This is a genomic window from Nostoc favosum CHAB5714 (assembly GCF_020829495.1).
GTDB lineage: Bacteria > Cyanobacteriota > Cyanobacteriia > Cyanobacteriales > Nostocaceae > Nostoc > Nostoc favosum.
The window spans coordinates 40,245-55,041 of the sequence record NZ_JAIVFQ010000048.1; the positions used below are offsets into that span (position 1 = coordinate 40,245).

A 14,797-nucleotide genomic window follows, 5' to 3' on the forward strand; every position below is an offset into this window, starting at 1 on the left:
TAATGATGCCAATGGTAATAATGCAGGATTATCGATAGGACTTACGCAAAAAGCCAGTGAAAGTCTTGATTTATTGTAGGGGCAATTCATGTAGACACAAAGCGGCTTCCCGCAGGGTATTGCCCCTACATTTCGTACTTGATGCGTAAGTCTTAATCGAGAAATAACTCGTTATTTGTCTCTTGTAAAAAAATCACTACCTGCGTTATTGGATTGGTAAACCTGATGATAGATGAGCCGCCTAATTTCTATCCCCCACTTGCATTTATGCCAATAACCCCCATGATTATTAAGGCGATGGAAATGAGTTTGATAAGTGTGACAGATTCACGAAACCAAAGAATACCAATAATAGCAATTAAGACAGTTCCTAATCCAGCCCAAACAGAATAAGCTACACTCACTTCAAGTTTCTTGAGAGCAAGGGTCAAAAAAGTAAAACAAAGTCCATAAAAGACAGCTATTAATATGGAAGGGCCTATTTTAGTAAATCCTTGCGATAACTTCATGCAAGTTGTGCCTGAAACTTCAAAGAGGATTGCGGCGATAAGGTAAATCCAACTTGTTGACATATCTGTTATCAGCAGTTTGTGAGGAATCTCTTATTATCTTATCCAAATAAAAAAATAAAACAGGTCGAATTATTATCATTATTCGCATGAATCTACTAAAAATTTGTAGGATACGCTAGCGTTGCAAGCTTTAAGAAGATGTTTGAAAAGTCCTCTTGTCGGTATCAAAAGTTTTAGATCCCTCTAAATGCACGCCACTTGCTTCACTTGGGGAGACCCCAAGACCGCAGTGGCTCCCCGATAAATTGGGGGACTTTGATTCCGGTTTCCCCTTTTTTAAGGGGAGCCAGCGCGGTCTTGTCCCTTCACGTAGTTTCTGGATCGGGAATCATCATCACTCAGGTGATAAAAACCGAATTTACCCCACTTTTATTTTTAAATACTATAAGAACAAAGCAAGGAATCAAATCCTCAATTACTTAGGCAATAAAGATAGTGATTATCCGAGGTAGAGATATGACATTAGTACGTTTGAACCCCTGGCAAGAATTTAACACCATACAACGTCAAATCAATCGCTTATTTGATGAAGATACTTTGCCAACTGCATTTTTGGATAGAGGTTTATCCAGAGTTCCGGCTGCTGAGTTAAAAGAAACTGAAGATGCAATTCTTCTGTTGCTAGAACTTCCGGGAATTGAAGCTAAAGACTTGGATTTGCAAGTTACAGAAAAAGCTGTATACCTGAGCGGTGAGCGGAAGTCTGAAGCAAAATCTGAAGATAAAGGTGTAATCAAAAGCGAATTCCACTATGGTAAATTCCAACGTGTAATTCCTTTACCTGCTCGGATTCAAAATACCAATGTTACGGCAGATTATAAAGATGGCATCTTGAACCTGACGCTACCCAAAGCTGAAGAAGAAAAGAATAAAGTTGTCAAAGTTAATCTAGCATCATCTGGCTAATTTCAGCTTTATATCTGCTCGCTATCTATTAAACTAAATAAAAAGCGCTCTCCAAAAGGGGAGCGCTTTTTTGCGTGAATTACTCAGCCTATACAGATTTATTAGGAAAGTGCAAAATTTTAAATCTTTTACAGTGTGTTATACACCACCTCAGATTTTAGGTGCGCTAGGAGGAATATTTTAACGCACCCTACGAAACTTGCTCTTTATTAAATCCATATTTCTTAGTTAACCATTAAGCGCTTCTTCTTGCTCGGTTTCGATGACGCAATCAGAAGTGGGCTTGGCAACGCAGGTGAGGACAAATCCTTCGTCCATTTGATCGTTGTCTAAGAAGTTCTGATCTGATTGGTCAACTGTACCTGAAATCAGCTTACCGGTGCAGGTAGAGCAAGAACCAGCGTTACAAGAATAGGGCAAATCAAGCTCATATTCCTCGTTAGCGATCTCTAGAATGTACTCATCATCAGGAACGTCAATTACTTTTTCGCCGTCTGGGGTACGTAATGTAACCTTATAAGTTGCCATGTAACAATTCCTAACTCATATAAACTCCATATTCGATACTACGGGTTTATGTGCTGCTAGTCTAGAGTTGATTGTGGTTGACTGTTTTAGATTCTCAAGCGATTAGTGGGGCTAGTTTACATGTACCAAAAGCTTCAGACCAAATTTACACAGGAAAAAATCTTGCGTAGGCGTAGCCCGTCGTAGACATCGCTTCAGCAAATCCCTCAAATGAACTATAATCCTTAGCCACGATGGAAACATTCACACCCAACTTTCGTGCATTAGCAGTTGTATAAGGGCCGAAACATGCAATTATACAGTTTTCATAATCGCTTTGGGAGTTGACCATTGTTAAAAAGCTTTCTACTTCCGCCGTGCTACTAAAGGCAATTACATCGATCATTCCTTGACGAATCAGATTTAATTCAATACTGTAGATACTTGTGTTTAAGCCCTGTGTAATATATGTGGGTACGCGAGTTACTTCTATGCCCAATTGCTGCAAATCCGTAATCAAATTAGGTACAATATCAGGCTCAGGCAAACCAACAACTTCTGGAGCAGGTATCAGTACTTTCTTCTCGTGAATTTGCGGAAGTTTCGCTAATTCAGCTACAATTCCGGCTGGGCTAGATTCTGTTGGAATTAAATCCACTTTTCCAGAAAAAGATAATAAGCTTTCTGCGTCTTTCCCTAAAGCACATAATTGGCATTTTCGTAGCTGAGAGGAGTTTAGCTATTAGCCTCGGAATTTATTCCAAGGCGGGATGGCAACGAAGCAGAAGATTGAAAAAATGCTGGTATTGAGCAATCCTATTTGATTTGTGAGAATTGCAACCCGCAGAACCGCGAATTATTTGAGAAGTCACGGAGCTTTTTCCTCACCAATGATTCAGGATTGCTATATAAATCCTAGCCATTTTTCTAGGATGAATTCTCCCCATTTTTCCGATGCCATCTGGGTTGATAAAACGGGACGATATGAACATCTAAGAACGTTTGCAGAAAAATCTTATGTCTTCATTACTGGCTTTATCCAACAATTTAGCTGACACCGTAGAACAAGCTGGAAGTGCTGTGGTTGCGGTAAATGCGGGTAATCGTGTTTCCCCAAGTGGTATTCACTGGCGTAATGGCATCATTGTTACCTCTGATGAGTCACTCCAGCGCTATGACGACATCACCATCACTTTATCAAATGGTAGTACTGCACCAGTAACACTCATTGGTCATGACTCTAGCACTGATATCGCTGTTTTTAAACTAGAAAATCTAGAAATTCCTGTGGCAAAAGTTGGCGATGCTAAAACGCTCAAAGTTGGTCATCTCGTGTTAGGACTGGCAAGAGGTAGCGAAGGTGACTTAAGGGCGGCGATGGGTGCGGTGAGTGTGGTTAGCGGTGCTTGGCGGAGTATGAATGGCGGGAATATTGACCAATTCATCCGCCCAGACATCACCCTTTACTCTGGTTTTGCAGGTGGGCCGCTCGTAGATGCTGCTGGTTTTGTTGTAGGCATGAATACATCGGGGCGACGTGGTACTGCTCTGACTATTCCCACTGCTACAGTCGATCGCGTGGTTAACCAATTAGTAGCAAAAGGACGCATTTCAAAAGGCTACTTGGGTGTGGGAATGCAACCTGTACGCTTACCAAATAACCTAAAAACTGCTCTCAATTTAACTTCTGCAACTGGGGTAATTGTCGTTAATGTTGAGTCTTCTGGGCCTGCTGACAATGCAGGTGTGCTGCTTGGCGATGTTTTGGTAACGTTCGATGGCGTAACTGTGGGTGATACAGGTGATGTACTGGCGTTGCTCAATAGTAGCGATCGCATTGGTAAAACTGTCAATGTGCAAGTTGTCCGGGGTGGAGTGTTAGTTGAGTTAGCGATCGCAGTTGGCGAACGACCTTTGTAATTCGTAATTCGTAATTCGTAATTCGTAATTTGGAAGTTGGGAGGCCGAGCTTGGAACTCGAACGTTGAGCTTCTGAACTCGAAACTTCGACCTTTTTACTCGAACGTTGAGCTTCTGAACTCGGAACTTCAGCCTTTTTGCTCGAACGTTGAGCTTCTGAACTCGGAACTTCCACCTTTTTACTCGGACGTTCAGCTTCTGAACTCGGAACTTCCACCTTTTTACTCGAACGTTGAGCTTCTGAACTCGAAACTTCGACTAAAAACTATTGTCAGCCAACAGATTCTATTTTGACATGGGGAAAAATTGTATAACATGGCAAACACAACATTAACTAACATCGCTACTGAATTAACAGAGGTAGCTGCTAAACTACGCGATCGCACTGTCAAAGTGAAAAGCGGCTCTCTGGGAGTCGGTTCCGGTGTAATTTGGCAATCTGACGGACTAATTATTACTAATGCCCATGTCGCAACCAGCAACCGCGCAACTGTGGAATTGGCAGACGGAAGGGTATTTGATGCGGTGCGGACACAATTTGATCCACAGCAGGATTTAGCAGCACTGAAAATTGTCGCCACTAATTTAACTGCTGCAACCATTGGTAATTCTGAGGCGCTACGAGTGGGTGAATTAGTTTTGGCGGTGGGTAATCCCTTTGCTGACAGTGGTGCTGTGACAACTGGAATTATCTATGCAAATAATCCACGAGCTGTTATGGCTGATTTGCAGCTGTATCCTGGAAACTCTGGGGGGCCACTTGCCGACTGTCAAGGCCTTGTTGTGGGAATTAATACGATGATTGTTAATGGTTTGGCTGTGGCAGTTCCCAGCAACACCGTTGAGCGTTTTTTACAGGGAAATAGTCGTCCGCAACTGGGAGTTACACTGCAACCTGTGCTTTTAAGTAGGCGTAGCTTGGGTTTATTAGTGTTGTCAATTTTACCTAACAGTGCTGCAGAAACTGCTGGTGTACAAATCGGCGATGTTTTAATTGGAGTTTCGGGGCGATTATTCACTAGCATCAATGATTTAACTAAATATCTGTATGACAGTAAAGGATCTGTACCGCTACAACTCCTACGCGGTGGGAAGCAATTCGTGATTTATGTTGAGGTGCAAGCTGGTAAAACTGCTGTGGAGGCGACATGATCCGAGTGATGGTAGTTGCCACTTCCCCTGTAGTACGGGCAGGGTTATCAGCTGTGGTAACTACCAATCCTCGGCTGACGGTTGTAGGTAGTGCATCCGATTTGGATATATTGGCAAGGGAAGTTGGGCAATTACAACCAGATGTGGTGCTGGTAGATTTGAGTGGCAATGTTCAACAATCGGTGTGGGAAAAATTGCTGGTTATTCAAGAACAGCAATACCCATTAGGAATGATCGTCATTGTTGAGGAACTCGACAGTATCGACTTAGAGACGGGGTTACGTTCTGGTATCCGGGGGATATTGCCCAGTACTAGCACAGAATCAGAAATTGTTGCTGCTGTGGAAGCGATCGCTTTTGGTTTGGTGGTGCTGCACCCGGATGCTGTAGAATTACTGTCTATCCGGGAGAAAGTGGTGGCGAATCCTGTACAAACCTTGACACCACGCGAGATAGAGGTTTTAGGTATGCTTGGTTCTGGGATGGGGAATAAAGCGATCGCTAAAAGCTTGCACATTTCAGAGCATACCGTCAAATTTCATCTCTCATCCATTTTTCAAAAGCTCAGTGTCTCCAGCCGCACTGAGGCTGTTGCTGTGGGTGTCAGACTAGGTTTGATTATGCTGTGATCTTTAGTGATTATCGGTTGAATGCAATAGACCTCTTGCATACAGAGATTTTCAGTTGAGTAAACTATAAAAAAATACCCAACCCCCAGCCCCTTCCTTGCCTGCAAGGGAAGCGGAGTAGCATCAAAGCCTCTCTCGTTTTAGGCTACGGTGTACACACAAGTCTTGTCGCAGCCATATCTTTATTAATATCTCGCACTGCGTTTCTATCCCGCCTCGGAATGAATTCCGAGTCTCATAGCTGAAGTCCACTTAAGTGGACTAAATTGATTATTCAGTCCACTTAAGTGGACTTAAGCTATTAGCCCTGAACTTTAGTTCTGGGCGGGATGTCAGTAAGTGTGACAGTTTAACTCTGACAAAAATGTGGGTAAAAGAGTTGAAACGTATGGGGACAGAACTTGTGTGTACACCGTAGCTCCTTTAAGGAGAGAGGTCTATTCATATCAAGTAATGACATACATCTCCAATGAGGTGATGCTGTATATATCACATTTGATTCATCACTTATATGAACATCTTAATGCTCTCTTCCACCTTTCCCTACCCACCAACGCGCGGGGGAACCCAAGTCAGGACATTTAATTTACTTAAATACCTTAGTCAACGCCATAGTATTACCCTGGTGACTCAACGCGAGGGCGATGTTACAGACGCAGAAGTAGCAGAATTACGCGATTGTGTGGATCATCTAGCCATTTTTGAACGCCCGCCAGATTCTGCAACCACCGGAATATTGAATAAAATACAGCGATTTAGTAAATTTTTGCAACAGGGAACACCACCAAGCGTACTCAACCGCTACTCAGTTGAGATGCAAACATGGGTTGATAACTGGGTGGAAGCGGGGAAATGCGATGTAATTACCTGCGAACATAGCGTCAATGAAATTTATGTACGTTCGCATTTTCCCAAACAACTAAAAACTATAGTTAATATTCATAGTTCAGTTTACGCTACTTGTCGCAACCAACTATCAACGGGCATTTCCGAAAATTCTCTCAGAGACAAAATTAATCTGCCACTTTTGCGGCGTTATGAGCAAAGCTACTGTGCTAAATTTTCGGCAATTGTTGCGACAACAGAAGAAGATAAAATTCAACTACAAGAGTTTAACCCCAATAGTGAAATTACAGTTATTCCCAATGGTGTAGATTTAGTTTCTTTCCCCAACCGTACCACCGATCCAGGTGGACACAATTTAATTTTCATTGGTGCAATGGATAATTTGGCAAACATTGATGCTGTCTGCTTTTTCAGCAACGAAGTTTTGCCAGAAATCCAAAAATTGTATCCTGATACAACTTTCGATATTGTCGGTTCTCATCCGGTGTCAGAAGTTTTAGCACTTGAGCAAAAACCAGGAATTAATGTGATTGGGCGTGTGCCTTCGATGGTAAAATATTTACATCAAGCCACCATCTGCGTTGTACCGATGCGGACTGGGTTTGGCATTAAAAATAAAACTTTAGAGGCAATGGCATCTGGTGTACCTATAGTGGCTAGCGATCGCGGCTTAGAAGGATTAGCCGTAGATGGTGCTAGTCATCCATTACGGGCATTACGAGCAAACAAACCGGCAGAGTACGTCACCGCTATTAGTCAACTATTTGAGCATCCACATCAGCGTTCACAATTGTCTCACAACGGCAGACAACTGGTAGAAACAGAATTCACTTGGGATATTGCTGGTAAAAGTTATGAACAAGTGTGTCTTAAAAAAGATTAATACTAATTTGTAATTAGCACACACATAAAAATGCTTGATTTAATAGAGATCCCACCACTAGCTTCTAGATAAATTCTAATTCTTCTTTCTTGTCGGTGTGGGACAAATGTGTGTAGAGACGTTGTAATGCAAAGTCTCTACATCGGCTATACAAATTATCTTATCTAAATCGGATTGGTTCAGGGTTAGCTTGTAAAGAAACACATCAATTATTGTCGTATTTAGTTGAAGCACCTAACACAAGTAATTTCTTATGCTTACGCTTATTTTTATTTTTGAGAGTAGTCAAATAATTATTAACGTAGCGGAAAGCAGCTGCACCATCGTAATCAGCAATGGCTATAGCTTGTAAGAAAACCTTTGAAGGAATTTCAAATCCTAAAAATTTTTCTGTTAAAATTAACAAATCTTTATCTGTAGCAGGAATAGTTTCTTCTGCCTCTTCTGGATCAGAAAATATATCTTCAATTAATGCTTTATACATTTTGTACCTCTCCAAAAGCATAAGACGCAAAGCCTGTGATAAAGTTTAGCTGCTGATTGCGAGTTTGTAAGTTAAGTGGGAGTTCAGTACCAGCACATCCTATCTCCCGCAAAATCTCCAAACAATAAGCACCGAGTTGAGTGTATGGAGCTTGCTCCAATTCTTGAGCTACTTCTAGAGCCATCTCCAGATTGACTTGGATAACCGTCTTTACAGGGTTGGTCATAAACACGCCCTAATAAACTGGATGCTCTAAGTTTTGATCACAAGTTCAAATAGCGTAACGGTGTTTTTGCGGATTTTATGAAGAGGCGAAAACAAAGTATCAGCGCATTTGCGGTAATGTATCCGAAATTAGGCAAATAAGTCTGAGATGCGAGCAGATGCACCAGAAGACGTTGGCGTACCCCTTTGGGTGTCTTTCTTTGCGCAGTGTGTCGTAAATAAGACAAGCGCGTGACTTAGGTACTATACAAATGCATAGGAAGTTTTCAGGCTTTTCTGAATTATCTGCGATCGCAAATAGACCATGCTGTAGGGGCACAGCAATGCTTAGCCCTTACGAAAGATATGGTTTTTAACCTTAATCCATATTTGATATTTATTGTCAATGCGTAAAGCCTAAAGTATATAATCCCTAATGTTATTAATTCTCAAGATTTTCGATGTAAGAACGCATTTTTGGGAAATTTAAATCCCTATGCATCTTTCGTTGATCAGATATATAAAAGAACATTAATTATGTTTAAGATGATTTCATCAGAATTTTATAATTTAAGGGCTTTTATCATGCAAGTATTACAACGGTCAAATACATTTGATCTGTAAAACTACAAAGGTATATATTATGCTCACGGTTCTAACTCCTGAAAATTCTGTCTCCATCGTTGGTGGTAATATTTTTGATGGAAGCAATGGCAATATCTTGCTTAACCAGGGAAACAACGTAATCAATAGTGGTAATATTTTTGATGGAAGCAATGGCAATATCTTGCTTAACCAGGGAAACAACGTAATCAATAGTGGTAATATTTTTGATGGAGACAATGGTAATATCTTCCTTGAGCAGGAAAATAACGTAATCGATGGTGAAGATGCTAATAACACCATCGATGTGTCTCAATCTTTGTCTGGGGTATCTATCACCGCTGACCTAGAAGCCCAAACTATCTCTGTCAATAATGTTCCTGGTTTGGGAACATTAACATTCAAAATAGCCAACATTGCCAATGTCGTTGGCACAAATGAGGCTGACAGCATTAAGGGCGATAGTCAAAATAATCAATTAACTGGTCTGGCTGGTGATGACCTAATTGATGGTAGAGGTGGCAATGACGTGATTGATGGTGGACTGGGCAATGACACGTTGATAGGTGGTGCAGGCGATGACACCTTCAATGGCAGTCGCGGTAACGACAGCATCAATGGCGGGGATGGCTTTGATAAAGCAGACTACAGCAAACTAGGTAAAGCCATCACCCTCTCAGGTGTAGGGACAATTATCAAAGCTGATGGATTTGGAACAGATCAAGTCTTTAAAGTAGAAACAGTTATTGCTGATGCTAGTGTTGCCGACAATACCATAGATGCGTCTCAATCTTTGTCTGGCGTATCTGCCACCGCTAACCTAGAAGCCCAAACGATCTCTGCCAGTAACGTTCCTGGTTTGGGAACATTAACATTCAATGTAGTGAACTTTGACAATCTGATCGGTACAAATGAAAGTGACAGCATTACTGGGGATAGCCAAGATAACCGATTAGTCGGTGGCTTAGGCAATGACACCATCATCGGTGGCTTAGGTAATGACACCATCATCGGTGGAGAAGGTAACGATGTTCTCACAGGTGGCTTTGGTGCAGATAAGTTTATCTTCAACACTGCTAAGGAGGGTCTTGACATCATCAAAGATTACAATTTTGCTCAGGGCGACGTAATCCAAGTTTCTAAAGTAGGGTTTGGTACTACTAATAGTAGCGACTTTTTATACGACACCTCTAGCGGGAAGTTGTCTTTCTTAGGAAATCAATTTGCCTTCGTTGAAAATCTCTCATCCAATGTGAGTATTCAGTTGGTGTAAAATTCCTAAAATTCCCAACTCCATCATAAGTTAAAGCTTTTTGCAGTTTGTTATCAGGGTAAAAGTTAGGTTGCAAAAAAAATAGGTTGGGCTGATCAAAGTATGAATTATATCAGCTACCAGCAGCTAGACCTCAAAATTTTTTTGCAACCTAACCATTGAACACAACAGTTGCTTTAACTCTCTCGATCAGAGCAACGCACTGCCTCATCCTGGGTGTTGAATTATTCCATTTTGATGATATTATTCTACAAAATTAAGGAGTAAACCTTGTGGCATTTACGATCAATCAGTTATTTAAGTTATCTGTTAAGTATTTACCAGCAATTACAGCCATAATAACGGTTCTTTCATTACCAGTTCAAGCAGCTACGTTTTTAGTAAATGAACGCGCTCTTTTAGGAGGTAATGATGAAGTTGATTGGGGAAGTTTAGGTAAAGTATTCAATCCCTCTGCGCCTGACTTTTCTGTTTTTTTACCTAACTCTTTTTTAGCAACATCCCAAGGTGGTTTAGGCTTAGATGTAAATATAACTCCAACTAATAATCCTCAGATTACTCCACCGTTTATCTTTCAAACGTTACCTCCACCTGGCATTCGGACTAACTTCGCCCAAGGAGACTTTATTCTCTTCGGAGGTATAAACCCAACAGGATTTCAACCTCTTCCTCCTGGTTCTCCTGATCCTCGTACTCAGGGTAACGGAGGCCCTTTGAGCATTAGTTTTGCCCAGCCTGTTTATGGCGCTGGTACTCAGATAGCTGTAGATATTAGTAATTTAGAAGTTGAAACTTTTATCAACGCTTTTGATAGCAGCAATAACTTGTTGGGTAGTTTCTCAGTTCTCAGTACTTCGTCGCTAGCATTAGATAACTCAGCAGTCTTCTTGGGGGTTCGTAGTGACACTCCAAACATCTCACGACTCGTTTTTAGCAGTTCTGCTCCACAATACGGCTTGGCTATTAATAAGGTAAGTATTGTTGCAGCTCCTGAACCAAGTTTTACCTTAGCGATATTAGCTTTTGGTATTTCAGGTGCTGTTTTAAAACTACGCCAACGCTCTTGGCCAAATAATTGCTAATTCGTAATACTCACCTCCAGCGAGAAGCAAGCTACCTAATTCGTAATTGAAGAGGGTACAGCAGCCCACACCAAAATCTCTGAATTGGGTGGTTTGGAAAACGCTCTCTACGAGACGCTCTGGCTAGCAAGATTGTCGTAGGGGTACGCAAACTTGCTTTTTCGTTAGGCAGGGAGTAGGAAATCAGACTTTTCAAGTAGAGGGCGAGTTTTTTTACGCAATCAAATAAAAATCCTATATCAAATAATTTATTTTCCGGAAATCGCCTAAGAGTGATTGTAGTAAACAATTACTTAGCTTATTGTTCGCCAGAGGCGAGTATTATCACTGAGGAATTATTTTGACACTCCCACAGCGAGCGTCGAAATAATTCGTCATTGAATAAATTCGAGGTTTCGAGCATACTCAAACTTCTGTCAAACGTAAGCTCAACATAATTTTTATTTTTAGCAATATTAAAGTCAATGTCATACAAAGAATTAGAACACATCATAGACGTTAAGATACAAAAAGCTATACGGAAGCACGAAGTCATAGTTGCTTTTATTAGTAGTATTATTGGCTTGATTTTTATAGTGGGTTTGTTCCATGCTATTTTGCTCAACCACACTCAAATTCAATCATATTGCTTAAGATGATTACTGGTTGCGTTTAATTGCTCTTGATTATCAAGCATTCCCTAATGTCCATAAAATTAATCCAAGTTATACCAATTCTCTAAGAAGCTGCATCAAATCAGGCTTGGTCAGACTTGAGTCTTAAGCTCTGGTAATCGATATTACACATATTTTGATAAAAGTGAATTGCACTATGGAGAGTAAAAATAATAGCAGGGCTATATTCGTCTTATTTTTGACTGTATTTATAGACTTGCTCGGCTTTGGAATTATCCTGCCGATACTGCCTTTGTATGCTGAACAATTCGGCGCAAAACCTAATGAAGCGACACTACTTGTAGCTATTTATTCTTTAATGCAGTTCTTATTTGCACCATTATGGGGCAAGTTTAGCGATCGCTACGGTCGTCGTCCGATTTTATTACTTACTTTATTAGGTTCTGTAATTGCATACGCAGGGTTAGGCTTTGCCAACTCATTATGGATTTTGTTTATTGCTCGTAGTCTTGCCGGGATTATGGCAGGGAATATTAGTACTGCTCAGGCGTACATAGCAGATATTACCACGCCAGCTAATCGATCTCGTGGCATGGGCATAATCGGAGCAGCTTTTGGTCTTGGCTTCATTCTCGGCCCAGCTATTGGCGGTCTTCTGATCGGGTCTGATCCGAACAATGCTAACTTTCATCTACCCTCGTTGTTCGCAGCCGGATTATCTTTATTAGCATTGCTTTGTGCTTTGATGTTACTTCCAGAATCTCTAAATTCTGAGACTAAAGCTAAAATTCAAGTTCATCGCCACCGTCAGCGACGGCTGAATTTGCTACAGCTGTCACAACGTCCACAGTTTGGCTTGCTTGTTGGCATCTACTTTTTTGTTACCTTTGCTGTTGCAGCTATGGACTCTACATTGGCTTTATGGTCAAAGCAGCAATTAAACTGGGGCCCTCAACAAACTAGTTATCTTTTTGCCTTCATGGGAATTGTCAGCACAATCATTCAAGGAGGACTCATCGGATTCCTCAAGAAATACTTCGGTGAAATCAAGTTACTGATTTTGGGGATATTAGGATTAGGTTTAGGATTACTGCTAATTGGCTTTTCACAAAGCTTAATTTTAGTGTTGGTTGCTACCACGTTTGTAGCATGGGGAATTAGTCTTAGCCAACCAATATTGAACAGCCTGATTTCCCAAATGACAGCCCCAGAAGAACAAGGACAAATATTAGGTATTGCTAGTTCTTGCTCTGCGTTGGCACGCATCGGTGGGCCAATATGGGCAGGGGTTAGTTTTATGAAATTTGGGAGTTCTGCTCCTTTTTTAAGCGGCTCTTTAGTAATGCTGGTAGCTTTGACTCTTAGTTTGCGAGTGACTACAAGCGCATCTGAACAAAAGACAGAACGTCTAGCCTTACAATCTAGGTCTTAGAGGATCTTTTAAAAGTCATGGCTGATGCAATACGCTTGGGTTAAGGATAATTGTAGGTTGGGTTGAACTTTAGTGTTACCCAACAAATGGCCGAAAATGTTGGGTTTCGTCCCTCAACCCAACCTACACATTTTTATTTTTTGGGCTTAACCCAAGCGTATTGATGGCTGATGTATCTAAAACTTTAGATCCTCCGATAAATTGGAGAACTTTGAGAAAATTATTCCCCCCTTTTTATTACGAATTACGAATTACGAATTAATATGACAGGTCGCCGAGTATTGTTTTTAGGCATCTTTGTAAGCATCCTTCTCACTTATGCAATTTGGGTAGGTGGGAGCATTCCTGCAAGCATCACTAAACTTCCTGACCAAGGATTAAACTGGTATTACTGGAAGCTTCCCCAACCAACCTTTTGGAGTCGAGCGACGGCTTGGGGTATGTACCTTGGGCATCAGTTTAGCATTTGGGGGTGTATCTGGTGGGCGCAGCGATCGCAGTTGAAATACAAATCAGCCTTGCACCCAATTAATTACCTCATGCTTGCTATTAATGGTGTATTCATCGCTTTACACTTCCTCCAGACCTATATTTGGTACGATGCTCTAGCTCAAGATACCTCAATTTGGGCTTCTCAAGGTGCGGTTGTCCTGCTACTAGTCTTCGTACTAATTTTGGAAACGCCTCGACGCGGTTTGTTTTTTGGCAATTCTGTTCCATTCCATCAACAGTTTTTGCAAATTATCAAGCTGTACCACGGCTACTTTTTCTCCTTTGCCGCTATCTACACCTTTTGGTATCATCCAATGGAAGCGACTTTGGGGCACTTGATTGGTTTTCTCTATATGTTCTTGCTTCTGCTCCAATCGTCGTTGATATTTAACCGCAGCCATGTAAATCGTTGGTGGACATTCACTTTGGAAATTACGGTGGTTTTACATAGTTTAGTTGTATCTTTGATGTTAGGACAAAGCAAGTGGCCAACATTTCTCTTTGGTTTTCTTGGCATTTTAGTACTCACTCAACTCCACGGTCTACCTGTGAATATCTTGACTAAACGTACTATCTACGGAGCCTTTTTAGTGAGTGTAATGGCCGTTTATGGATTGACTGAACGCGGCTTGGGCAGAATTTACGAAGTAACCTATATTCCTCTGATTGAGTTTGGGCTAGTTGGCGTAATTTACTTAATCTTCCTGCTCATCTTATGGACAATTTCTCGTTTACCTATCAAGACGTAATATGATATCAGGCGATGGCGTAGCCCAGAGCAGGCATCGCACTTTTGATTTCAATGTCTAAGCCGTCCCCCCGATGCCTTGGCTACAGTGTACACACAAGTCGGAAGTAGCTGATAAATCTGGGTTTTACCCCACCCTAACCCTCCCCTTAGAAAGGGGAGGGAACTGGATTTCTTGTTTCCCCCCAATATATCGGGGGGATTAAGGGGGGTAATTCGACTTGTTTATACACCGTAGCTTACCAAGGGGGGACTACAGGGGGGTTAAAACGATCTCAAATTCTCACGAATGATTTAGGACTGCTATATAAGCAACAGATACCTCAAAGTCGTGTTGAGGTACTTCAAAGTCGTGTTGAGGTACTTCAAAGTCGTGTTGAGGTACTTCAAAGTCGTGTTGAGGTACTTCAAAGTCGTGTTGAGGTACTTCAAAGTCGTGTTGAGGTACTT

The 14,797-nt window shown here is 41.3% G+C and carries 13 protein-coding genes and 1 pseudogene; 9 read left to right on the forward strand and 5 right to left on the reverse strand.

The window, feature by feature from the left end; genetic code table 11:
- Positions 1-248: 248 nt before the first annotated feature.
- Positions 249-572 (reverse strand): DMT family transporter, encoded by a 324-nt coding sequence (locus LC586_RS24825; protein ID WP_229487316.1) that lies wholly within the window; start codon positions 570-572, stop codon positions 249-251.
- A gap of 456 nt (positions 573-1,028) precedes the next feature.
- On the opposite strand from LC586_RS24825, the gene LC586_RS24830 reads away from it, so the two are divergent.
- Entirely contained in the window at positions 1,029-1,478 is a 450-nt protein-coding gene (locus tag LC586_RS24830; RefSeq protein ID WP_229487318.1) for an Hsp20/alpha crystallin family protein, read from the forward strand.
- 228 nt (positions 1,479-1,706) lie between these two features.
- Here the strand turns inward: LC586_RS24830 and LC586_RS24835 are convergent, their stop codons facing one another.
- Both LC586_RS24835 and LC586_RS24840 read right to left on the reverse strand, forming a co-directional pair.
- Positions 1,707-2,006, reverse strand: a complete 300-nt coding sequence (locus LC586_RS24835; protein ID WP_229487320.1) for a 2Fe-2S iron-sulfur cluster-binding protein — start codon at positions 2,004-2,006, stop codon at positions 1,707-1,709.
- Between the two features lie 145 nt (positions 2,007-2,151).
- Positions 2,152-2,715, reverse strand: a pseudogene (locus LC586_RS24840) (uroporphyrinogen-III synthase); the annotation flags it as partial.
- A gap of 287 nt (positions 2,716-3,002) precedes the next feature.
- On the opposite strand from LC586_RS24840, the gene LC586_RS24845 reads away from it, so the two are divergent.
- From LC586_RS24845 to LC586_RS24860, 4 genes are all read left to right on the forward strand, one after another.
- The gene (locus LC586_RS24845) at positions 3,003-3,905 is read left to right on the forward strand and encodes a S1C family serine protease (protein WP_229487322.1); all 903 of its coding nucleotides are present in this window, start codon (positions 3,003-3,005) and stop codon (positions 3,903-3,905) included.
- A 315-nt stretch (positions 3,906-4,220) separates the two neighbouring features.
- On the forward strand, positions 4,221-5,057 hold the full coding sequence (locus tag LC586_RS24850; RefSeq protein ID WP_229487324.1) for a S1C family serine protease: 837 nt from the start codon (positions 4,221-4,223) through the stop codon (positions 5,055-5,057).
- Positions 5,054-5,686 carry a response regulator transcription factor gene (locus LC586_RS24855; protein ID WP_229487326.1) on the forward strand — a complete coding sequence of 211 codons (633 nt, stop codon included), beginning with the start codon at positions 5,054-5,056 and terminating at the stop codon, positions 5,684-5,686. The genes LC586_RS24850 and LC586_RS24855 overlap by 4 nt, the downstream gene beginning before the upstream one ends.
- Before the next feature lie 511 nt (positions 5,687-6,197).
- The gene (locus tag LC586_RS24860; RefSeq protein ID WP_229487328.1) at positions 6,198-7,415 is read left to right on the forward strand and encodes a glycosyltransferase family 4 protein; all 1,218 of its coding nucleotides are present in this window, start codon (positions 6,198-6,200) and stop codon (positions 7,413-7,415) included.
- Between the two features lie 205 nt (positions 7,416-7,620).
- On the opposite strand, the gene LC586_RS24865 is transcribed toward LC586_RS24860, so the two are convergent.
- Positions 7,621-7,899, reverse strand: coding sequence for a hypothetical protein (locus LC586_RS24865; RefSeq protein WP_229487330.1), 279 nt, complete (start codon positions 7,897-7,899; stop codon positions 7,621-7,623).
- A complete protein-coding gene (locus LC586_RS24870) occupies positions 7,892-8,125 on the reverse strand; it encodes a hypothetical protein (RefSeq protein WP_229487332.1) in 234 nt (77 codons plus the stop codon). The genes LC586_RS24865 and LC586_RS24870 overlap by 8 nt, the downstream gene beginning before the upstream one ends.
- A 621-nt stretch (positions 8,126-8,746) precedes the next feature.
- Here LC586_RS24870 and LC586_RS24875 point away from each other — a divergent pair.
- The 4 genes from LC586_RS24875 (at position 8,747) to LC586_RS24890 (ending at position 14,348) form a co-directional block, all read left to right on the forward strand.
- The gene (locus tag LC586_RS24875; RefSeq protein ID WP_229487334.1) at positions 8,747-9,979 is read left to right on the forward strand and encodes a calcium-binding protein; all 1,233 of its coding nucleotides are present in this window, start codon (positions 8,747-8,749) and stop codon (positions 9,977-9,979) included.
- 272 nt (positions 9,980-10,251) lie between these two features.
- Positions 10,252-11,061, forward strand: a complete 810-nt coding sequence (locus LC586_RS24880; RefSeq protein ID WP_229487336.1) for a hypothetical protein — start codon at positions 10,252-10,254, stop codon at positions 11,059-11,061.
- Positions 11,062-11,871: 810 nt separating this feature from the next.
- Entirely contained in the window at positions 11,872-13,107 is a 1,236-nt protein-coding gene (locus LC586_RS24885) for an MFS transporter (protein ID WP_229487338.1), read from the forward strand.
- A 263-nt stretch (positions 13,108-13,370) separates the two neighbouring features.
- The gene (locus LC586_RS24890; RefSeq protein ID WP_229487340.1) at positions 13,371-14,348 is read left to right on the forward strand and encodes a hypothetical protein; all 978 of its coding nucleotides are present in this window, start codon (positions 13,371-13,373) and stop codon (positions 14,346-14,348) included.
- The last annotated feature ends 449 nt before the right edge of the window (positions 14,349-14,797 follow it).

Coding starts and splice junctions, on each gene's coding strand:
- LC586_RS24825 (WP_229487316.1), bottom strand. CDS start 572: ATGTCAACAAGTTGGATTTACCTTATCGCCGCAATCCTCTTTGAAGTT.
- LC586_RS24830 (WP_229487318.1), top strand. CDS start 1,029: ATGACATTAGTACGTTTGAACCCCTGGCAAGAATTTAACACCATACAA.
- LC586_RS24835 (WP_229487320.1), bottom strand. CDS start 2,006: ATGGCAACTTATAAGGTTACATTACGTACCCCAGACGGCGAAAAAGTA.
- LC586_RS24845 (WP_229487322.1), top strand. CDS start 3,003: ATGTCTTCATTACTGGCTTTATCCAACAATTTAGCTGACACCGTAGAA.
- LC586_RS24850 (WP_229487324.1), top strand. CDS start 4,221: ATGGCAAACACAACATTAACTAACATCGCTACTGAATTAACAGAGGTA.
- LC586_RS24855 (WP_229487326.1), top strand. CDS start 5,054: ATGATCCGAGTGATGGTAGTTGCCACTTCCCCTGTAGTACGGGCAGGG.
- LC586_RS24860 (WP_229487328.1), top strand. CDS start 6,198: ATGAACATCTTAATGCTCTCTTCCACCTTTCCCTACCCACCAACGCGC.
- LC586_RS24865 (WP_229487330.1), bottom strand. CDS start 7,899: ATGTATAAAGCATTAATTGAAGATATATTTTCTGATCCAGAAGAGGCA.
- LC586_RS24870 (WP_229487332.1), bottom strand. CDS start 8,125: ATGACCAACCCTGTAAAGACGGTTATCCAAGTCAATCTGGAGATGGCT.
- LC586_RS24875 (WP_229487334.1), top strand. CDS start 8,747: ATGCTCACGGTTCTAACTCCTGAAAATTCTGTCTCCATCGTTGGTGGT.
- LC586_RS24885 (WP_229487338.1), top strand. CDS start 11,872: ATGGAGAGTAAAAATAATAGCAGGGCTATATTCGTCTTATTTTTGACT.
- LC586_RS24890 (WP_229487340.1), top strand. CDS start 13,371: ATGACAGGTCGCCGAGTATTGTTTTTAGGCATCTTTGTAAGCATCCTT.